Genomic DNA, 20,159 nt, shown 5'->3' with positions numbered 1-20,159 from the left:
ATATTAGCGGTATTACCGGGTAAGTTTACAGTGGCAGTATATTCACCAGGGCTTAATGAATTTGGTAACTCGGTGGCGGGGATAGCAGCATTAGAGCTGCTATCTAAAAAGCTCGATATTTCGATTTTCTAAAATACCGCAATAGGGAGCACGCACAGTTCCCTATTTATTGATCCCAGTACACTTGCTCTAGGCAGTCTTCGCGCTCTGGTAACCCACGTGATAAACGTGGAGAGTGCTGTACTAATACCTCGTAACTTGCGCGGTTAGCGTACTTACTAATTTGTGCAAGAGAAGAGTAGGTAATGGCCTTTTGTTCGTGTTTTGCTGAGTTAGCGACATTTAACTTATGATAAACGTTTGCTGATAAATCGTGTAACACGGCAGCCAACGCACAATCGCCAGCACCATTGGTGTTTTTGATTGAATCAGGCCCACCCATGAATGGCGCCGTATGGCTATACGCTTTTATCGGTTTTTCGCAATCGGATTTTTTCATTGCACGAGAAAACTCATAGCGATTAAAATCGGCAATGGCACCTGGTAATAATGGGTACTCGGTTGCACGTTTAAAGCTCTCATCAACGTAACCGGCCATAAATAAGCCTTTTTCGCCAGCGGTACAAATAACTAAGTCTACCCAGTCAAGTGCTTTGTCTGCAGCTAATAATGGGTCTTCAAAGCCAGTAATTGCTAGCCCTTCTTCTTCGTTCATGGCAAGTATATCGACATGCTCGTTTACAAAGTTAGCCCACCAGGTTGGATCTTGCTCAATTAAAAACTTAGTGCCGAGTGTTAAAACTACCGGTACACCTGCATCGTTAGCGTATTTAACTGCTTGCATGGTTGCTTCAGTCATTGTTTCATCACCCTGTGTACGCATTAGGTAGGCGCTGATCACAAGTGCTGATGACTGCTCAATTAAGTGTTTATCGATAGACTCAGGCTTTAAGTGATTCATTAAACCGGCGCTAATTGCGAATGTACGCTCGCCTGTTTCATCAATTAAGGTAAAACAACGGCCAATAGGACCATCTACTGGTTGTAAATAGTCTAAATCAACGCGGCTTGATGTGTTACATAAAAAGCGGTAGGCATAGCTGCCAATTTTTATGTTTTCACTCATAACACCGAGCAATACTGAACGGTCATCTGCAAGTACAGAGTAGTTATGCATTGTGTTACCAATGGTGCCACCGGCAAATTCGTAATCAACCATGTCGTTTAGTTTTAAACGGTCGTAAAGTGCGTTAGTAATATCGCTATCAATAACTTGCGACATTCCTCGGCGAAGTTGAAACTCGTCTAAAAAAGCCTGATCGACTTTGGCTTCAATATCAACAACGATCTGATCGATACCCGTAATATAGCTACGTTGTAATCGCTCAGTTGCGTTTAGCTGATTAGTAAGTGGATCTTTAGCTTCCACTGGAAAATAATGTTTATGTCTGCGGCGTCCAGGAAATTTCATTTGCTACCTGTGTTGTGAGCTAAATAAAAAAAGCGTGAGATTATAGCGTAAATCACACTCTATGAGCCACGATAAACCACATTATTTTGTTTTATTTTTGCAATAATTTAATCAATTACGCATTTTAAACAGGCAAGTTGATATAATACCGAAAGAAAATTTATTTAAAGTAAGCACTATGAACGATCTTAAAAGCGATGAGTATTGGATGGAGCAGGCATTAGTTTATGCCAATAAGGCGCAGCAATTGGGCGAAATTCCGGTAGGAGCTGTCCTTGTGAAAGATAACACGCTTATTGCAGCAGGTTATAATCGTTCAATTACTGATAACGATCCCTCTGCGCACGCTGAAATGATTGCAGTTCGTGAAGGAGGAAGAGCTTTAAATAATTACCGTTTAATTGATTGCACTTTGTACGTTACGTTAGAGCCATGCTCTATGTGTGCCGGGCTGTTAGTGCATAGCAGAATAAAGCGCCTTGTGTACGGTGCGCCTGATGCTAAAACAGGCTCGGCTGGATCTATTATGAACTTATTGCAAGAGCCGAGGCTGAACCATCAGGTAGAGGTATTAGGTGGGGTGCTTGGTCAAACCTGTGGGAGTACTATTTCGGCGTTTTTTAAACAACGCCGAGAACAAATTAAAGCGGCTAAAAAAGCAGCTCGTCAAATTAGTGACTAGTTAGCCTTATCTGAATCTACTTCTATCATTTGCTGCATCGCAAACATGCGACGACGCCAAATAATTTTTTTATGTAAGTTACGTAGCATAATACGACGTCTGGTGGCTGTTGAATGAATAATATTGCGTTTTAGTTTTTGCGTGCGTCTACGTTTTAGCATGTGTTCTCCTAATGCGTGAGAGTGAGAAAGGCACAAGATATATATTAAAAATCAGGTAAATATACTATAAACACACATTAGTGATCATTTCATGACAAGTAAACAGATTTTTAATTTAGTTACTAGAGTGGTTAGGCCTGAAGGGGAAATTAGCGCCTGTTAAAACGAGGAAAGAATCGTTTAATGCCCACATTTTAATGTTTCACAGGCCTGAATAGCCCATTTAAAAACGTAAATATAAACGCTTTACTGAGACTGCTGCGTGTTATTTTCACCTTGCTTACTTTTTTCTTCAGGTGAAAGCGAAGGGGTAGGTTCGGTTTTATCGTTGTTTATACGCTCTTTGCTTGGTTGAGCTGCTTTTTCAACTTCAGGTGCTTCAGGTTCTGATTCAGGTTCTGGCTCTAGGGCATTATTTTCATCAAGCCATACAAGTGCATCGTAATACCTGCGAATGTTATCAACATATTTTACCGCAACATCGCCACGCGCATAGCCGTAACGGGTTTTACGGTAATAACGTTTTTTGATTAAAAGTGGTAATCGCTTTTTAACATCGGCCCATTTATCAGGGCTCGCCCCTTGTTGTTCGGTAATAATGCGCGCGTCGTTAACGTGCCCCCAACCTACATTATAGGCTGCCAGTGCAAGCCAAGTTCTATCGGGCTGCGGGATTCTATCGGGGATGCGTTTAACGAGCTTAGCTAAGTATTTAGCTCCGCCACGGATGTTTTGCTCTGGCTCTAACCTATTTGTTACGCCCACTTGTTTAGCGGTACTGCGTGTCAGCATCATAATGCCTCTTACACCTGTAGGCGATTTAGCGCGAGGGTTCCACATAGATTCTTGGTAGCTAAGCGCAGCAAGTAAGCGCCAGTCAAGGCTACCTGCATATTGCTCAAACCAAGGCCTGTAAGTGGGGAGTGTTTCTTTTATAGCTTCTATGTATGCAAGCGTATTAACGTAGTTAAACTGGCGTACGTGCCCAAAGTACTTTTCTTCGAGCACATACAGCTGGTTACTTTGTTTTACGTCACCAAAAAAGGGCACTAGCAGTGCATAAAGCGAATCATCTTGTGATTTATTAAGGATCCAAGCTATGGGGTCATTTCGGGTAACTGAAAAGCCAATACTTAAATTTGGGTGGTAGCGTCTAAACAGCGAAAGCGTGTGTGAGTCGGCGAGGGTGTAATCTATTTCGCCATCGATAACGGCTTGTAAAAGCTCCTCTTCATCGAGTTCTTCGGTTTCTTGCCAAGTTAAATCTGGGTTACTCTTTTTTATTTTTTGTAAGGTTAAAGAGTGGCTACTTTTGGCTATAACTGTAAAGTTTCCATCAAGGTCGTCAAATTCACGTGGGCGAACTCGACCTTGTTTATAAACCAACTTTTGGCTAATTGTTCTGTAAGTGGGGCCATAGCGGTATTGCTGTGCACGCACTTTGTTGTAGGTAAGTCCTGAGGCTATTAAGTCTAAATCGCCGCTTTCAAGGCGCTCAAACATATCGGATAAATTAAAAAACGGTACTATTTCTAGTTCAACACCTAGGTAGTCGGCAAAAGCTTGAGATAGCTCGTATTCAAAACCTTGCTCGCCTTGCACGGCTTGGTAGTAGTTGCTGGCACTGGCAAGGGTACCTACACGTATTTTATTTTGTGCTTTAATTTGGGCAAGTTGAGTTTGTTGCTCCTGCATATTACACGCACACAACAACATAACTAAAGTGATGATAATTATTAGCTTTTCTTTCAACATTAACCGCCCCATAAAGCTCATACCCCGTTATACCAAAACTTCACTATGGCGTCACTTAGCGTTTAGCTTTTATTGGTAAATTTGCTGCTGTTTATATAAATAAAAAGTTAATTTTCTGAAAAGCGCAATTTGGAGTTAAAACTCGGTGCTACATAGACTATAATGCCCGCCTAAAATATCGTTCAATCCCTAACCCCGGATGAAATTATCTATGTTGATCCTTCGTGGTGCACCAGCACTTTCAGAGTTCAGAGTTAATAAAATTTTAGCGCGTTGCAAACTATCGCAACTTCCAGTCACCAATGTATATGCCGAGTATGCACATTTTGCCGATTTAACCTCGCCTTTGAGTGTTGATGAGCAAACAAAGCTTGAAAAACTACTTACTTACGGTCCAACTATTGCCGAGCATACCCCAGCTGGCACACTTATTTTAGTTACCCCTCGCCCTGGCACCATTTCACCATGGGCATCTAAAGCAACCGACATAGCGCATAACTGTGGCCTTAAACAGGTTCACCGTGTTGAGCGTGGTATTGCTTATTACGTAGAAGGTGAACTAAGTGCAGATCAGCTTGCTCAAGTAACGGCGTTATTACACGACCGTATGACTGAGGCAACGCATAGCGAACTTGCTTCTGCAGCGCAGTTATTCCGCAATGATTCGCCTCGCGAAATGTCATCAGTTGACATTTTAGGTGGCGGGCGCGAAGCATTGGCTGCGGCAAACGTTGAACAAGGTTTTGCGCTTGCTGATGACGAGATAGACTACTTAGTAGAAAACTTTAAAAAGTTAGGCCGTAACCCTAACGACATAGAGCTATTTATGTTTGCCCAAGCAAACTCAGAGCATTGCCGTCATAAAATATTTAATGCTGATTGGACAATTGATGGTATTGAGCAGCCTAAATCGCTGTTTAAAATGATCAAAAATACATTTGAGCACAATCCTGAAAATGTGCTGTCGGCGTACAAAGATAACGCAGCAGTAATGAAGGGATCAAAAGCGGGCCGTTTCTTCCCGAATGCGCAAGGTGAATATGCGTATCATCAAGAAGACATAGAAATTTTAATGAAGGTAGAAACCCATAACCACCCAACAGCTATAGCACCATTTTCTGGTGCGGCTACAGGCTCAGGTGGTGAAATTCGCGATGAAGGCGCAACAGGCCGCGGCTCTAAGCCAAAAGCGGGTTTAGTTGGTTTTACTGTTTCTAACTTACGTATTCCGGGTTACGAACAACCGTGGGAAAGCGACTTTGGTAAACCTAACCGTATCGTAAATGCGCTTGATATTATGATGGACGGCCCTTTAGGCGGCGCGGCATTTAATAATGAGTTTGGACGTCCTAACTTATTAGGTTACTTTCGTACCTACGAAGAAAAAGTAACAAGTCACAATGGTGAAGAGGTGCGTGGTTACCACAAGCCTATTATGCTTGCCGGTGGTTTAGGTAATATTCGTGCTGATCATGTTCAAAAAGGGGATATTCCAGTCGGTGCAAAACTTATTGCACTAGGTGGCCCTGCAATGAACATTGGCTTAGGCGGCGGTGCAGCATCAAGCATGGCATCGGGCCAATCAAACGAAGATTTAGATTTTGCTTCTGTACAGCGTGAAAACCCAGAAATGGAACGCCGTTGCCAAGAAGTGATCGATAAGTGTTGGCAACTAGGGGATGAAAACCCAATTGCGTTTATACATGATGTAGGCGCCGGTGGTTTATCTAATGCGTTTCCTGAGCTTGTAGATGATGGTGGCCGTGGTGGTAAATTCCAACTACGTGATATTCCTAACGATGAGCCGGGCATGGCTCCACACGAAATTTGGTGTAACGAATCGCAAGAACGTTATGTACTGGCTGTTGCTGTTGAAGATTTTGATCGCTTTGAAGCCATTTGTAAGCGCGAACGTGCGCAGTACGCAGTAATAGGTGAAGCCACAGAAGAGCGCCACTTAACTGTTGCCGACAGCCACTTTGATAACAGCCCTGTTGATTTGCCGCTTGATGTATTATTAGGTAAAGCACCTAAAATGCATCGCGATGTAACTTCAAAGCAAGTTACCGGTAAGGCAATTGATGCAGAGTCGATTGATATAGCCGAGGCTGCTCAGCGTTTACTGCGCTTACCTACCATTGCAGAAAAAACATTCTTAATTACCATTGGCGATCGCTCGGTTACCGGTTTAGTAGCACGGGATCAAATGGTAGGCCCTTGGCAAGTACCTGTGGCTAACTGTGCAGTTACCGCAGCAACGTACGACACTTACCACGGTGAAGCTATGTCACTGGGTGAGCGCACGCCGGCAGCACTATTAAATTACGGTGCATCGGCGCGTTTAGCCGTGGCAGAGTCACTAACCAATATTGCCTGTGCCAACATTGGTAGCCTAGAGAACATTAAGCTATCGGCTAATTGGATGGCTGCAGCAGGTCACCCTGGTGAAGACGCCGGCCTTTACGAAGCTGTAAAAGCGGTAGGCGAAGAGCTTTGTCCTGCGCTTGGTTTAACTATACCTGTAGGTAAAGATTCTATGTCGATGAAAACGACATGGAAAAACGAGGATGATAGTGCTGAGCAATCAGTTACTTCTCCGTTATCACTTATTATTACTGCCTTTGGTCGTGTTGACGACGTGCGTAAAACAGTGACTCCGCAGTTACGTACAGATAAAGGCGATACATCACTTATTTTAGTTGACTTAGGCGCGGGTAAAAACCGACTGGGCGCATCAAGCCTTGCACAGGTTTACAAGCAGCTTGGTGATGTAACTCCAGATGTTGACAGCCCTGAGCTACTGAAAGGCTTTTACAATGCCATGCAAGCACTTGTCACTGATAGCAAGCTACTTGCTTATCATGACCGCTCAGACGGTGGTTTATTTACTACTGTAACTGAAATGGCATTTGCTGGGCACACCGGTGTGACTGTTGATTTAGCTGGGTTAACCGGGACAGACCTAGAAGCCCTTTATAACGAAGAGCTTGGCGCGGTAATTCAAGTTGCTAACAGCGATTTAGATGCCGTAAATGCTGTATTTGAGCAGCACGGTGTTGCTGCAATTAGCCACGTGATTGGCTCGCTTAATAGCGACGATAGCATTGTATTTAACCGTGGTGAGCAAACTGTACTTAATCATACTCGTACTGAATTACGTACTATTTGGGCCGAAACAACGTACCAAATGCAAGCACGTCGTGATAACCCTGATTGTGCTAAGCAAGAGTTTGATGCCAAGTTTGATGCAAAAGATCCAGGCTTAAATGTAAAACTTAACTTTGACTTAAACGAAGATATAGCCGCACCGTACATTGCAACGGGCGCTAAGCCGCAAATGGCTATTTTACGTGAGCAAGGCGTTAACTCGCATTTAGAAATGGCTGCTGCGTTTAACCGTGCTGGTTTTGCCGCTGTTGATGTACACATGAGCGATATCCTCGAAGGGCGTTTAACCCTTGAGCAATTTAAAGGCTTAGTGGCATGTGGTGGTTTCTCTTATGGTGACGTATTAGGCGCCGGTGAAGGCTGGGCTAAGTCTATATTGTTTAACGATATGGCACGCGAACAGTTCCAAAACTTCTTCCACCGTGAAGACACCTTTAGTTTAGGTGTGTGTAATGGTTGTCAAATGTTATCAACATTGAAAGAGTTAATTCCGGGTACTGAGCATTGGCCTCGTTTTGTAACAAATAAGTCAGAGCGTTTTGAAGCACGCTTTAGCTTAGTTGAAATACAAGAAAACCCGTCTGTGTTCTTTAATGGAATGGCTGGGTCGCGTATGCCAATTGCTGTATCTCATGGTGAAGGCCATGCTGAGTTTGCAAACGATGCTGCCACTAAAGCTGCGCTTGAAAGCGGCACTGTTGCGGTTAAATTTGTAGATAACTATGGTAATCCAACAACGCAATATCCGGCTAACCCGAATGGTTCACCAGAGGGTATTACCGGTATTACCTCTACTGATGGCCGTGCCACTGTAATGATGCCGCACCCTGAGCGTGTATTCCGCGCTGTTGCTAACTCGTGGCACCCAGATGAGTGGAAAGAGGATAGCCCATGGATGCGTATGTTCCGCAACGCACGTAAAAATGTAGGTTAAAAACGACATATACAAGTTAGATTCATAATCTAGCTGTAAAATAAAAAAGGCTGCACTGTGCAGCCTTTTTTGATTGCGTAGATTTAAAATTACGATAGTTTGTAAAGTATAAATAAAAGCTTATAAGGACAGTATGTTAAAGCGCGTTGGTTTAATTATGGGGGCTGTATTGCTAAGTATAGTTTTGCTTGGCTATGTATTTCGTTTGCCACTATTACAATGGGCTGTAGCGCCTGAACTTGAAAAAGCAGGTGTTACCTTAAGCTGCTTAGATTTTTCGCTTACGAGTAAGTTAAATGTGCACGTACAAAAAGCCTGTTTAAGTTACCAAAATCAAGAGCTTGCTCTTACAGGTATTACTGCTAATACCAAGCATGTTAAAGTTAAACACGCAGTACTTAATGTAAATCCATTTCCTCAAAGTAGTAAAACAAGCACTGCTGCCACAATTTTAGATTTAGCGCTTCCTGAAAAAAGGCCAACAATTACAGTTGAGCATTTAACTATACACAGTGCGCTTTTAAAGCGCCCGCTAATGCTAAATATCACCGAGCCCACGCTTAACCAGTTTGTAGTCAATGGTGATTTAAACGCAAGCGCAACGCTATACAATAATAAGGTACAAGGGCAGCTTAAAATAAATGATGGATTATTGAAGCAACTACTTAAAACAGATAATGAGTTATTAAGTGGACTTAGCTTTAATACAGCGCAGGCATTTAGCTTTAACGGGGTAGAGGCAAGCCTTAGTGGTGATTTACAAGCCCAGTATGACTATAAAATACAAAGCTGCGATATAACAAACAGCTCCAAAGGTGTGCTAAGTGCTACCTATATTTTAAATAGCCAAAACCTTGAGCTTGACCCAAGCAAGCTTAAAAACAATGTAAAACTTAGTAATAACTGCCAATCTCTTATTCCTGAAAGTGCCTACAAGTCATTTGCTGTAAAGCAGCTTCCACTTAATTGGCAATGGGCTTTAGCTAAACCAATTAACTTTGCACATAACAACCTAACCTTACCGTTAATAACGCTCAAAAGCGCAGAGCAAGCCAAGCAAAATATAGATATAACGTTTACAGATACGTTTATAAATACTGCTGCACCGTTACAAAGCGCCCGCACACAGCTAAAGGCACAGCTACATACGGATGAAATAGACGCTATAACGCTAAATACGCAGCTTAAAAACGCTCAATTAAGCGGTAATTACGATATTGCCCTTACCGCTTTGCCTGAATTTTTACCGGCTGAGGCTAATAATATTAAAGCCAAGGGGGACTTTACAGTCACTCAACTTATTGACTTTAAGCCCGAAGGTAGCGCACGTATTGAGTTTAGCGTTGATAGCGCAGCTGCTTATGGCAGCGCTCTTAACGGCTACACAGGTAACCTTGAAGCAAGTATGAATGAAAAGCTCGATGCAAAAGTAACGCTTAAAAGTAAGCTTAAAAGCGTGCAATACAGCGAGTATAAACTTACTGGTATTAATAACACCCTTAATGCAAGAGCAAACTTAGGTGTGGGTGAGTTATTTGCTCACTTAAATGCAAACACCCAAATAAATACACTCATTAGTCCAAATATCGATTTAAATACAATAAACGTAACGTCAACCGGGCTGCAAAGTCGCGCGCTTAAAGCGTCTCATCATGTATTTGTAAATGGTGTTGAGCTGGTGGCCAATCATCATGTTTCAAAGGTAGCGCATCCGTTTGAAGTGATTATACCGCAGCAAAGTGTGCTTTCGTTAAATTCAATCGTTAGCCAATTTGAGCCGTTAGCTCAGCTAACCCAAGGAAAATTGGGTGGGCGTATAAGTGGTGATGTGAATTTACAAAAAGCAAATTTTACTTTAACGATGACTGATACCAGTGCACTGTATAACGACTACTTAGCTAATCAATTTAGTATGCAGCTAGGTGGGCAGTACGATTCAGGGCAGCTTAATGTTGCCCCTACTACCTTTAATCTTAATGAATTACGTGCAGGCGCTGTAGTTAAAAGTATCACTGGTAATATTAAAGTGGTTAATAATAGCGCGCAGGCCTTTGATGTTGAAGGCGATATTTTTGGTGGTAAATTTTCTTTAGATAAATACACGCTTTTAAAGCAGCAGCAAACAGCTAATGTTACGTTTGAAAATGTTGATGCCAGTAAATTAATAACGCTTGACGATAAGTCGGGTATTACCCTGACAGGTAGGCTAAAAGGGTCGTTGCCGTTTTATTTTGATGACACAGGGGTTGAGGTAAAAAATGGCAGCCTAACCAATCAAGGCCAAGGGAAGCTTATTATTAGTAATAACGAAGCGTTTGACGCTGTTATGCGCCAGCAACAAGAGTTACAACCTGTGCTTGGGTTGCTCAAAAACCTTGATATACAAAAGCTTAATAGTACAGTAGCACTTAAAAGTGATGGCTGGTTAAACTTAGGTGTTAACTTACAAGGCTTTAATGAGCCAGAGCAGCAACAAGTTAACTTTAATTATAATCACGAAGAAAATGTGTTTACGTTGCTAAGAGCGCTTAGACTGAGCGACGAAATAACGCAAAAAGTTGAGCAGCAATACTCTAAAAAAGGAAACTAATGATGAAAAATTTGTTGAGCATTAAGGCCGTTATTGCACTTGCTGCTATTAGCGCTTTAAGCGCATGTACCCACAGAGTAGAGGTGGCAGCGAAAGAGCCGATAACGATCAATCTAAATGTAAAAGTAGATCACGAAATTAGAGTAAAAGTTGATAAAGAACTCGATAACTTATTCAGTGACGACAGTGAATTATTTTAGGAGCTAAATGATGACTATAAAAAATAAATTAAGTATTGCCACTCTAGCAAGTGCGGTATGTTTGTCGTTTTCGGCGTGGGCTATTAGTTTAGATGATGCTAAAAACCAAGGCTTAGTGGGTGAAGATAGCTCAGGTTACTTAGGGCTTGTGGTACAAAACAGCGAGGCAAAAGCCGTGGTTGAAGAAATTAACGCTAAACGTAAAGCACAGTATTTAAAGCTGGCTAAAAAGAACGATTTATCGCTGGCACAAGTAGAAGCACTCGCAGCAGCTAAAACAATCGAAAAGACCAAAAGTGGCCACTATATTGAAGTGAATGGTAACTGGGTTAAAAAGTAATACAAGCAGCTAAACATATTACGTAAAAACCGAGCGTTTAGGCGCTCGGTTTTTTTATATTTGCTAAAAGTTGCTGCCAAAAGTCGAATCCTTTGCGCCTTGCAAGCTTTATGTTGTGCTCTGGTATAGATTCAGGCTCGTTATAGTTATCAAGCGCTTCGCTCATACTCAGTTCGCGAATTAAATGCAGTGTAGGGTAGGGGGCTCGGTTAGTGTAGTTTGCCGCATCATCTTCATCGCTGTCTGCAAACACGTAATCGGGATGAAAATTAGCAATTTGGTATTTACCTTCAAACCCTTGCGCTACCAGTAAGGCATTGGCTAAATCGACTAAATCTAAAAAGTCTTCAAAATCGCTAAAGCCGTTATCAAACAGTATTAATGTGGTTTCGCGCTCTGGATTTTGATCAAGCTGCACACACTGCTCTAGCATGTCCATTACAGCGTCATCAATTTTTGTTGCAGGGCTAAGCACATAATGAATACAGTTGTTTTCTACTTCTTTACGGGCAAATGGGCAAAAGTTATATTTAACAATAACAGATGACACCCACTCGCGGGTTTGGGCGATTGCTTGATGAGTCATGCTTTTGGCTCTAAATACTGATTTATAATGGTTAATGTTTTTTCAATGGCGCCTTGGTTTTTAACTACACATTGCTGCGCTTTAATACCCAAGCTTTGGCACGCTTTGGTGTTTTGGCTTAAATTAATTAATTGTTTAGCAAGCTCATCGGTATTTTCAACAACGACAGCCCCTTTAAGTTTAATTAGCTCAGGGTAGATATGATCAAAATTATACGTGTGTGGGCCTGTAATAACACCAACCGAAAAAGCAGCAGCTTCAAGTGGGTTGTGCCCACCTCGGCGAATTAAACTGCCGCCTATGTAACTTACATTCGCTGCGCCATATAAACACTGTAGTTCGCCAAGTGTATCAGCTAATAGTACTTGCTCGTTTTGATAGTTATTGTTGCTGCGACGACTAAAGCTAAGCGGGCTTTGAGTTAACGTATCGGCTACTTTATCAAATTGCTCTGGGTGGCGCGGTGCTATAACTAAAAGTGCATTAGGGTATTTTTTTAATAGTTGCTGATGGGCGTTTAATATCATTTCGTGTTCAAGCGGGTGAGTAGAGCCTGCCACCCATACAAAACGTTCTTTGGTTTTATATTCGGCTTTAATATTTGCAACTTTAGTTAGTTGCTCATTGCTTGGCGTAATGTCGAACTTTATTGAGCCTGTAACATGGCTTTTTGAAGGGGGTAAACCAAGTTCAACAAAGCGCTTAGCATCATTTTTATTATGACTTGCAAGCACTGAAATTGAACGCATAATTATATGCGTTAACCCTGCCACCTTTTGATACCCCTGTTGCGATTTTTCGCTTAGGCGAGCATTAAGCACTAATACCGGAATAGTCTTTTTATGGCTTATTGCCATTAAATTAGGCCACAGCTCAGTTTCTAAAATACACAGTGCTTGTGGATTTACGCGCTTTAAAAATCGAGCGCTCGAACCGGCAAAGTCTATAGGTAAATAACAACACACCACGGTATTTTTAAATTGTTCACTAATTTGCGCACGCCCGGTAGGAGTATTGCAGGTAATAAGTATATTAAGCTGCGGGTGTTGTTTTTGCAGTGCTTTAATCAGTGGCGTTGCAGCAAGGACCTCACCTACAGAAGCGCAGTGGAACACAACCGGCTTAGCGCTATTATTAAATAAGTGTTTGCTGATCAAACCAAAGCGCTCTTTAAAGTGCGCGCGGTAGCCTTTATTTTTTTTACCTCTTAGTACATACAAGTAAAATACAATCAGTGGGCTAATTAAAATTAAAGCGAGTGAGTAAAAAATGCGTGCCATACTGAACTTTTATTAAGGTAAGTGGCGCTAGTTTAACGCGAAAGTGATAATTTCTGAACATGTGAAGCACTAAATTATAATTCAGTTCAGCTATATTCCCATAAAATACACACAACTAAATAAAACTATGGAATAATGGATTTAATTTTTTCCTGCCATTTCAGTTCCTAGAGGAATTTTTCATGTCAATTATCGATTCTGTGGCAACAAGCTACGTTGAAAGTTTAAACCGTCATCAAGCCTTATTTGAAACGATGGAGGCTTATCATCAAGAGTCTATGCAATTATTAGAAGCGTGCCACAGTGCATTGCAAGCTGGTGGTAAGGTTATTTGGTTTGGCAACGGCGGCAGTGCTGCCGATGCACAGCATTTAGCTGCCGAATTTGTTGTGCGTTATAAGTTAGAGCGTGGCCCGCTTGCCTCTATGGCGCTGACCACAGATACCTCAATATTAACTGCACACAGTAACGACTACCACTTTGATACGGTATTTGAACGCCAAGTTCAGGCTTTATGTAAACCAGAAGATTTAGTGATTGGTTTAACAACCTCAGGTACCAGCGCCAATATTAATTTAGCACTGGAAGCAGCTAACAAAATTGGCGCGTTTACGGTTGCCTTAACCGGTCGCGAGGGCGGTAAAGTAAAAGACATTGCTAAATTGCCCATTATTATAAAAAATGATGAAACAGCCCGTATCCAAGAGGCACATATGTTTATTGGCCATTGGTTATGTGAAGCTATCGATATGGTTGTTGCGGAGCAGCAGTAATGGATTTATCGCTATTAAAAAACTTATCTAAAGCGCGTATTTTAGTTGTCGGCGATGTCATGCTAGACCGATACTGGTATGGCGATACAGGGCGTATTTCGCCAGAGGCTCCAGTACCCGTTGTTAAAGTAAGCAAGTTTGAAGATAAAGCGGGTGGCGCTGCAAATGTTGCAAAAAACATTGCTAGGCTTGATGCCAAAGTGGGCTTACTTGGTTTAATTGGTGAAGATGAAAGCGGGCAAATCTTAGAAACCATTTTAAAGGGTGAAAAAATACATTCACAGCTTGTTAGTGTATGCGATTTACCCACTATTTCTAAAATGCGTGTAATTAGCCGCCATCAACAACTTGTGCGCCTAGATTTAGAAGAGACCTTTAGCGAGCAGCATAGCCAGTTGTTATTAAACCGTTTAGAGCTGGTGCTTGATGATTACGACTTTGTGGTATTTTCTGATTACAGCAAAGGTTCGCTGAGCTTGATTAAAGAAATGGTTAGCGTTGCTAAAACGGCGGGTAAAACTGTACTTATAGATCCTAAATCGCCCGATTTACACTTATACGAAGGCGCAGACTACATTACCCCTAATTTACATGAATTCAATTTGGCTGGGGGTAAAACAGGCTCTGAAGAAATATTAGCACAAAGCGCGCGTGAGCTAATTAGTAAAAATGGTATTAAAGCCATGCTACTTACACGCTCTGAGCAAGGTATGTCATTAATTAACGCCGATGAAAAACACGACTTTGCAGCGCAGCAGCTAGAAGTAAGTGATGTAACTGGTGCAGGCGATACTGTTATAGCCACGCTTGCGGTGATGCTCGGGGCAGGTATGGAGCCTAAAGATGCGGTAGAAATTGCTAATTTAGCCGCAGGCATTGTAGTAAGTAAGTTGGGTGCGGCAACGGTTTCACCAGAAGAGCTTAGCCAAAAGCTTGGCCAATACTTGCACATCAATGGCGAGCACTACCAAACTCCGTTTGACGATGTGCTTCAACACATTGAGTTTGCTAAACAAAATGGCGAAACGATAGTGTTTACCAATGGCTGTTTTGATATTTTACACGCAGGCCACGTACGCTATTTAGCCCAAGCTAAAGCGCGTGGAGATAGACTCGTTGTTGGTTTAAATAATGATGATTCAATTACGCGTTTAAAAGGCCCTGAGCGCCCTATAAATCCACTTAATGAGCGCGCAATGGTATTAAGTGCACTCGCCTCTGTAGATTGGGTAATTCCCTTTGGCAGCGCGGACGAAAACGACACACCGGCTAAATTAATCGAGCAAATAAGCCCAGATATTTTAGTTAAAGGTGGTGATTACACTGTAGAGCAAATAGCTGGCGCCGATCATGTGCTACGCCATGGTGGCAAAGTAGAAGTGCTGACATTTTTAGATGGTTGTTCAACCTCTAAGGTGATTAGCAAAATAAAGCAGTAATATTTGCTGATTAAATAAAAAAGGGTTGAAAACTGCGTTTTCAACCCTTTTTTTGTTATAAATAGCTGGCTTTAAAATGCTATTTTTAAATATACGGTTTAAAAATTATATTCGTACTTAGCAAACGCTGATGTGTCGTTTTCTGCGCCATCGTTGTTTGATGCAAAAGCGCCGAGCGTTAAGCGCCCACCCATAGCCAGCTGCCTGTAGCGTAGCTCAACTTGTTTTGAGTTATAACCGGTTTTGGTAATTGTATTACCTAAATCGGGGTTACTAGGGTAACGGTCAAGATTATCGCTGTTGTAATCTACACTACGTAGTTTTACTTGCCAGTCATCGCCATTTGAAAGCTGACCTAAAAGTGTTAATACCACTGACTGCGCATCATTATCAAAAGTTGAGCCAATAGTGCGGCCGTGGTAACGATAGCCCGATTTATAATCGGAGTGTTCGTAGTAGCAGTTTTCATTGGTTGATTCGGCCGAGCACGATACACCTGTGTCTATGTATTCAACGTTAACGAGCACATTTTGATTGTAAATGCGCTGCGTAGTTTGTACGCCAAATAAGTACGCTCTGTCGGCTGGTTTGAATTGCGAGCTGGCATCTTCGCCAATTGTACTTGCGTAGATTGCATAGGGGTGACTAAATAAAGTGTCAGACCAACGCACATCTATGCCAGCAAGCTGATTACCAATTTTAGACTCTAGTGAGCTATCACAATTTTCATTGCCATCAATACAACTAGTTTGCCCAGTAATAACATCAATAAAATCACCTGCTGAGCTTGGTTGGCCTTCACCGGCCCACTGCGCAGACCAACTTAAAGCAATTTCAAGCTGTTGTATCGGGCGAAAGTTAACACGACTACTCCAAAGCAGCGCATCAGGAATAACGCGTGTCGATTCTAACTTTGCCATTTGCGCGGTAAAGCTCCATTGCCCAAGCCAACTTAACCAAGGCGTTTCAAACGCTGTGCTTTGCTCACGGGTTACACTTAGTGCCGGCAGTGGCTTTGCATTACCCGACATAATTAAACTGTTATCAACACCTGGGCCCCAAAACTGCTCTACGGCACCGGCTCTAAAAATCCAATTGCCTAAGCGGTAGGCTAAGTAGCTATCGTCAAATGAGGTATCGTTACAATCTTCAAGTGCTTGTTCGTTAGTGGCTATATCATCGGTTGTTTTGCCATCAACTAAGCATTGTTTACCATCGTTACGGTAATTAATGGCTACCTTCGCCGCAAAGTTATCGCCAAGGTAGGCGTAGGCCGCAGAAAGCTCAGATTCTTGTGTGTTGGTTGCCCCAAAGCTGGTGGCTATAATTGGGTCTGATGCGGCAAACGCTGAGAGTTGTACACTGTGCGAGCTGCTGTTTTCTGACTTATAACGATGTTTTACACGAAGCAGTGCATCTTGCAGGCTGGGAGATAAAAGTTCAAGTTTGCTCGATTCTAGCTCGCCAATAAAGCTTTTCCACATTAGCGGGTAGGTGGTTACAGGCGCTAAAATAACACCGGCATCAGCCAATTGTTGAATGTCGGCACGTAGACCGTAATCGTCTGGCTTTACCCAGGGCTCTGCTGTTACTGATGCGCTCATAGCGCAAAAAAGAGAAGAAAGTAGAAAGATTCTGTTTCGCAAAGTTCAGATCCTTGTGATTAAGATTGCGGCTAAGTTTACCAATCTAACATGGCTATTGCAGTAAATAATCTATTTTAGGGCGTTAAATTTGTGTATAAAAATGTAACCTAGCTATCGTAAAAACAATGGGGTTGATATACTGCTGCGCAAATAGGAAATAGAGAATGCAATGAGCAACAAACGACTTTTATTTATACCCGTATCATCGCCACAAGGAATAGGTGAATACATGCGCTCGTTGTTGCTAGCCCAAAGCCTTGAAAGTGAATGTCTAGGTTCACTTACTATCCATTTTGTTTTAAATAAACACACGAACTACGCTAAAAACTGCCCATATGATACCACCTTGCTTGAGCGCTCTGCGACTAAAGAGCGCGATAAAGTGTGTGAAGTTATAGCCGATTTTAAACCTGACATTGTAATATTTGATTGTGCAGGGCGCGCTGCTCACATGAAAGCTGCAAAAAAAGTGGGTGCCAAAGTGGTGTTTATTTCTCAGCATGCGAAAAAGCGAGCGAAAGGTTTAAAACTTAATCGTATCAACTTAATTGATAGCCATTGGGTGGTACAGCCTGATTACTGCATTGAACCTCTGAGCTGGGCTGAAAAAGCTAAAATAGATATGTTTTCTTTGGCTATGCCTAAAAATGTGGGCCCTTACATAGCATTTTCATCAGCGTGCGATACCAAACAGGTGTTAAAAAAGTATCAGCTTGATGAACAAGGCTACTTTATCGTGAGTGCAGGCTCTGGCGGTCATGTGCTAGATAATCAAAACTGTGCAGATGTATTTTTTGCCGCCGCAGAGCAAATTTCATTGCAAACAGGGTTAAAGGCGGTGGTGGTATTTGGCCCTAATTATAATAAAGCGTTGCCAGCATCAAATACGGTTATAAATTTGGATACGTTAGAAAATAGTGAGTTTTTGTCGCTTATGGAGCAAGCTAAATTTGCATTGTTAAGTGCTGGCGACACGCTATTGCAGGCGGTTGCTGTTAAAACGCCTGCTGTGGCATGTGCTATTTCAAAAGATCAAACACAGCGCCTAGCAAGTTGCGCCACAACTGGCGTGGTAATTAAAGCAAACTTTGAGATTGAAGACATAGTAAATAAAGCCAGCGCTTTACTAATAGAGCCGCATTTTAACCAGCTACTAGAAAAATACTCTTTGCTTGAAAGCGCACATAGCTATGAAGAAATAACGCAAGGGGTTAAAAGCATGCTGATGGTTGCCGATAGATGAATATAGTGATTGTAATAGACTCGTTAGCGGGTGGCGGCGCCGAAAAAGTGATGCTAACCCTTGCTCAGCAGCTAGTAAAAACGCATAGCGTTACTATTTTATCGTTGGCTAATAAATATGAGTACACGATCCCTGCGAATATAAAGGTTGAAAGTTTATTCAGTGATAAAGCCACTAAAGTGGATCGCTTTTGGAAAATAAACAAAAGTGTAGCAAAACTAGAGGCGTGGTTTAATAACAAACAAAAACAAACTGGCCCCATAGATTTAGTACTTAGCAATTTAGATAGAAGCAATAACTTATTGGCTAAAAGCCAGATTAAAAATGTTCACTTTGTTATGCATAACTCTGTTAATGCAGAGCTAGCTAGGCAAAAAAAGTTAGGCCCGTTTTCTTATCACTATCTTAAAAAGTCAAAGCAAAACTTAAACGAAAAATCCTTGGTGTGCGTGTCTAAAGGGGTAGAGCAAGAAATTACCCAAGGGCGTTTAATTAGCCCAAGCGCCATCACAACTATTTATAATCCCTTTAATTTAGCAGATATAAAGCGGCTCTCAAATGAGGTTAATACGCAAATACCACAATCACCGTATGTTATTCATGTAGGGCGGTTAGCTAAACAAAAGCGCCACGATATTTTATTTTCGGCATTTGCAAAGCTTGATAAAAAATACAAATTAGTCCTTTTATGTAATAAGCCTAGCAAAGCATTTAAGCTTGCAAAAACGTATGGTATAGAGGGACAACTTATAGTGCCAGGGTTTGAGCAAAATCCGTATAACTGGATTAAGCAGGCTGAGGCATTAGTATTAAGCTCTGATTTTGAAGGGCTCCCTACAGTGTTAATTGAAGCATTAGCTGTTGGCACGCCTGTAGTAAGTACTAACTGTACGTTTGGACCGAGCGAAATTTTAACAAACGACTTGGCTAAATATTTAGCGCCTGTAGGGCATAGCGATGAGCTAGCGGCTAAAATTGAGCTGGTTTTAAACGCTAAGCCTAATGTAGATAATGCCGACATTTTACAAAAGGTAACGGCCGAACAAGTTGCTAAGCAATACCTAGCTTTGTGTGGTTAATTGCTCTTTATAAATAGCCAATAAAGTTTGCCAGTCATTACTTTGCCAATAAAAAGCGTTGTTACGTCCTTGCTCTTTTAAAAATGAGCGCTCTAAACGTGCCATATTACTTTGTTGCCATTGCTTGTTAGGTGGTTTTATTTCGCCGCGATCAAAATCGATAATATAAACCTCGCCCGTTTCATTAAATAAAATATTATTTATATTCAAATCAGCGTGGTACACACCTTTTGAGTGAAATAGCGCAACAGTATTGGCAATGCGCTTGAGCTCATCTTCTGTTAGTGGGCGTTCAATTAAAATATCGAGCAGGCTTTTAGCCCCTTTTACAGCCTCTGTAATTATATCGCCACGATAAATTAAGCCAGAGGTTGTTACCTTGGCGGCAATGGGTTTTGGTACATTTAAGCCAAGCTCAATAAGCCTTATCATTAAGCTGAACTCTTTATACACACGGGTGTTTTTAAGCCCAGGGTAGAGGTACTGATCGCTTAACAACTTGCCAACTAAACCGCCGCGCCAATAGTGCCTAAGTACAGCGGTTAAATCATCGTGTTTAAAAAACCAGGCTGTGGCGCGGCCTTTTTTAGCACCGACTATTTTATTTTGCTGTTGCCAATAATCTGCATTGAACCAGTTTAAATCAACCTCGTTAAAATAATCTGGGTGGCTTAAAATAGTGTGCTTACCTTGCGTTAGTGTTTTAAACATAGCTCGTTAAAATAATTCAATAATGCGTGTATATTAACGTGTTTTATAGCGCAGCATAAGTGCTTGCATTAGTGCGAGTATAATTTAAGATCGCAGTCTAT

General features: G+C 41.8%; 17 protein-coding genes. 10 read left to right on the top strand and 7 right to left on the bottom strand.

Annotation, left to right across the window (positions count from 1 at the left end; translation table 11 throughout):
- A partial coding sequence (locus PSH54_RS18670) for a glutaminase (protein ID WP_273606820.1) occupies positions 1 to 132 on the top strand: 132 nt, incomplete at its 5' end.
- A gap of 34 nt (positions 133 to 166) precedes the next feature.
- On the opposite strand, the gene PSH54_RS18665 is transcribed toward PSH54_RS18670, so the two are convergent.
- Positions 167 to 1,471: an inosine/guanosine kinase gene (locus tag PSH54_RS18665; protein WP_273606818.1), complete on the bottom strand. Its 1,305-nt coding sequence runs from the start codon at positions 1,469 to 1,471 to the stop codon at positions 167 to 169.
- 178 nt (positions 1,472 to 1,649) lie between these two features.
- On the opposite strand from PSH54_RS18665, the gene tadA reads away from it, so the two are divergent.
- Positions 1,650 to 2,153: a tRNA adenosine(34) deaminase TadA gene (tadA, locus tag PSH54_RS18660; protein ID WP_004588577.1), complete on the top strand. Its 504-nt coding sequence runs from the start codon at positions 1,650 to 1,652 to the stop codon at positions 2,151 to 2,153.
- Here the strand turns inward: tadA and PSH54_RS18655 are convergent.
- Positions 2,150 to 2,314, bottom strand: a complete 165-nt coding sequence (locus PSH54_RS18655) for a hypothetical protein (RefSeq protein ID WP_004588576.1) — start codon at positions 2,312 to 2,314, stop codon at positions 2,150 to 2,152. The genes tadA and PSH54_RS18655 overlap by 4 nt on opposite strands.
- A gap of 246 nt (positions 2,315 to 2,560) precedes the next feature.
- Positions 2,561 to 4,069 (bottom strand): membrane-bound lytic murein transglycosylase MltF, encoded by a 1,509-nt coding sequence (gene mltF / locus PSH54_RS18650; protein WP_273606817.1) that lies wholly within the window; start codon positions 4,067 to 4,069, stop codon positions 2,561 to 2,563.
- Between the two features lie 211 nt (positions 4,070 to 4,280).
- Here mltF and purL point away from each other — a divergent pair, with 211 nt between their 5' ends.
- From purL to PSH54_RS18630, 4 genes are all read left to right on the top strand, one after another.
- Positions 4,281 to 8,171 (top strand): phosphoribosylformylglycinamidine synthase, encoded by a 3,891-nt coding sequence (purL, locus tag PSH54_RS18645; RefSeq protein WP_273606816.1) that lies wholly within the window; start codon positions 4,281 to 4,283, stop codon positions 8,169 to 8,171.
- Between the two features lie 133 nt (positions 8,172 to 8,304).
- Entirely contained in the window at positions 8,305 to 10,761 is a 2,457-nt protein-coding gene (locus PSH54_RS18640; protein ID WP_273606815.1) for a YdbH domain-containing protein, read from the top strand.
- A gap of 2 nt (positions 10,762 to 10,763) precedes the next feature.
- Complete coding sequence (locus tag PSH54_RS18635) at positions 10,764 to 10,961, top strand: YnbE family lipoprotein (RefSeq protein WP_004588572.1); 198 nt, start codon at positions 10,764 to 10,766, stop codon at positions 10,959 to 10,961.
- Between the two features lie 10 nt (positions 10,962 to 10,971).
- Positions 10,972 to 11,301, top strand: a complete 330-nt coding sequence (locus PSH54_RS18630) for a YdbL family protein (RefSeq protein WP_055252911.1) — start codon at positions 10,972 to 10,974, stop codon at positions 11,299 to 11,301.
- 37 nt (positions 11,302 to 11,338) lie between these two features.
- Here the strand turns inward: PSH54_RS18630 and PSH54_RS18625 are convergent, their stop codons facing one another.
- On the bottom strand, positions 11,339 to 11,887 hold the full coding sequence (locus PSH54_RS18625; RefSeq protein WP_064386926.1) for a DUF1415 domain-containing protein: 549 nt from the start codon (positions 11,885 to 11,887) through the stop codon (positions 11,339 to 11,341).
- Positions 11,884 to 13,167, bottom strand: coding sequence for a lipid IV(A) 3-deoxy-D-manno-octulosonic acid transferase (waaA, locus tag PSH54_RS18620; protein WP_273606814.1), 1,284 nt, complete (start codon positions 13,165 to 13,167; stop codon positions 11,884 to 11,886). Before waaA ends, PSH54_RS18625 begins: the two co-directional genes overlap by 4 nt.
- A gap of 182 nt (positions 13,168 to 13,349) precedes the next feature.
- On the opposite strand from waaA, the gene PSH54_RS18615 reads away from it, so the two are divergent.
- Both PSH54_RS18615 and hldE read left to right on the top strand, forming a co-directional pair.
- Entirely contained in the window at positions 13,350 to 13,940 is a 591-nt protein-coding gene (locus PSH54_RS18615) for a D-sedoheptulose-7-phosphate isomerase (RefSeq protein ID WP_004588568.1), read from the top strand.
- Positions 13,940 to 15,379 (top strand): bifunctional D-glycero-beta-D-manno-heptose-7-phosphate kinase/D-glycero-beta-D-manno-heptose 1-phosphate adenylyltransferase HldE, encoded by a 1,440-nt coding sequence (gene hldE / locus PSH54_RS18610; RefSeq protein WP_273606813.1) that lies wholly within the window; start codon positions 13,940 to 13,942, stop codon positions 15,377 to 15,379. The genes PSH54_RS18615 and hldE overlap by 1 nt, the downstream gene beginning before the upstream one ends.
- Before the next feature lie 98 nt (positions 15,380 to 15,477).
- Here the strand turns inward: hldE and PSH54_RS18605 are convergent, their stop codons facing one another.
- Entirely contained in the window at positions 15,478 to 16,983 is a 1,506-nt protein-coding gene (locus PSH54_RS18605) for a capsule assembly Wzi family protein (RefSeq protein ID WP_273606812.1), read from the bottom strand.
- A 211-nt stretch (positions 16,984 to 17,194) separates the two neighbouring features.
- Between PSH54_RS18605 and PSH54_RS18600 the strand changes: the two genes are divergently transcribed.
- Together PSH54_RS18600 and PSH54_RS18595 are read left to right on the top strand one after the other, a co-directional pair.
- Positions 17,195 to 18,268 (top strand): hypothetical protein, encoded by a 1,074-nt coding sequence (locus tag PSH54_RS18600; RefSeq protein ID WP_096740043.1) that lies wholly within the window; start codon positions 17,195 to 17,197, stop codon positions 18,266 to 18,268.
- Positions 18,265 to 19,347 carry a glycosyltransferase gene (locus tag PSH54_RS18595; RefSeq protein ID WP_096740042.1) on the top strand — a complete coding sequence of 361 codons (1,083 nt, stop codon included), beginning with the start codon at positions 18,265 to 18,267 and terminating at the stop codon, positions 19,345 to 19,347. The genes PSH54_RS18600 and PSH54_RS18595 overlap by 4 nt, the downstream gene beginning before the upstream one ends.
- On the opposite strand, the gene PSH54_RS18590 is transcribed toward PSH54_RS18595, so the two are convergent.
- On the bottom strand, positions 19,330 to 20,058 hold the full coding sequence (locus PSH54_RS18590) for a 3-deoxy-D-manno-octulosonic acid kinase (protein WP_264390370.1): 729 nt from the start codon (positions 20,056 to 20,058) through the stop codon (positions 19,330 to 19,332). The genes PSH54_RS18595 and PSH54_RS18590 overlap by 18 nt on opposite strands.
- Between the last annotated feature and the right edge of the window lie 101 nt (positions 20,059 to 20,159).

It is taken from the genome of Pseudoalteromonas sp. Angola-30 (assembly GCF_028599215.1).
Classification (GTDB): domain Bacteria; phylum Pseudomonadota; class Gammaproteobacteria; order Enterobacterales; family Alteromonadaceae; genus Pseudoalteromonas; species Pseudoalteromonas atlantica.
Note: the sequence above shows the minus strand (reverse complement) of the source record. Positions and strands in the feature narration are given on the sequence as shown.

What these genes read in the sequence shown, in the direction of transcription:
- PSH54_RS18605 (WP_273606812.1), bottom strand. Translation starts at nt 16,983, where the DNA reads ATGAGCGCATCAGTAACAGCAGAGCCCTGGGTAAAGCCAGACGATTAC.
- PSH54_RS18665 (WP_273606818.1), bottom strand. Translation starts at nt 1,471, where the DNA reads ATGAAATTTCCTGGACGCCGCAGACATAAACATTATTTTCCAGTGGAA.
- waaA (WP_273606814.1), bottom strand. Translation starts at nt 13,167, where the DNA reads ATGGCACGCATTTTTTACTCACTCGCTTTAATTTTAATTAGCCCACTG.
- PSH54_RS18600 (WP_096740043.1), top strand. Translation starts at nt 17,195, where the DNA reads ATGAGCAACAAACGACTTTTATTTATACCCGTATCATCGCCACAAGGA.
- PSH54_RS18635 (WP_004588572.1), top strand. Translation starts at nt 10,764, where the DNA reads ATGAAAAATTTGTTGAGCATTAAGGCCGTTATTGCACTTGCTGCTATT.
- PSH54_RS18630 (WP_055252911.1), top strand. Translation starts at nt 10,972, where the DNA reads ATGACTATAAAAAATAAATTAAGTATTGCCACTCTAGCAAGTGCGGTA.
- PSH54_RS18595 (WP_096740042.1), top strand. Translation starts at nt 18,265, where the DNA reads ATGAATATAGTGATTGTAATAGACTCGTTAGCGGGTGGCGGCGCCGAA.
- PSH54_RS18590 (WP_264390370.1), bottom strand. Translation starts at nt 20,058, where the DNA reads ATGTTTAAAACACTAACGCAAGGTAAGCACACTATTTTAAGCCACCCA.
- PSH54_RS18625 (WP_064386926.1), bottom strand. Translation starts at nt 11,887, where the DNA reads ATGACTCATCAAGCAATCGCCCAAACCCGCGAGTGGGTGTCATCTGTT.
- purL (WP_273606816.1), top strand. Translation starts at nt 4,281, where the DNA reads ATGTTGATCCTTCGTGGTGCACCAGCACTTTCAGAGTTCAGAGTTAAT.
- PSH54_RS18615 (WP_004588568.1), top strand. Translation starts at nt 13,350, where the DNA reads ATGTCAATTATCGATTCTGTGGCAACAAGCTACGTTGAAAGTTTAAAC.
- PSH54_RS18640 (WP_273606815.1), top strand. Translation starts at nt 8,305, where the DNA reads ATGTTAAAGCGCGTTGGTTTAATTATGGGGGCTGTATTGCTAAGTATA.
- mltF (WP_273606817.1), bottom strand. Translation starts at nt 4,069, where the DNA reads ATGTTGAAAGAAAAGCTAATAATTATCATCACTTTAGTTATGTTGTTG.
- tadA (WP_004588577.1), top strand. Translation starts at nt 1,650, where the DNA reads ATGAACGATCTTAAAAGCGATGAGTATTGGATGGAGCAGGCATTAGTT.
- PSH54_RS18655 (WP_004588576.1), bottom strand. Translation starts at nt 2,314, where the DNA reads ATGCTAAAACGTAGACGCACGCAAAAACTAAAACGCAATATTATTCAT.
- hldE (WP_273606813.1), top strand. Translation starts at nt 13,940, where the DNA reads ATGGATTTATCGCTATTAAAAAACTTATCTAAAGCGCGTATTTTAGTT.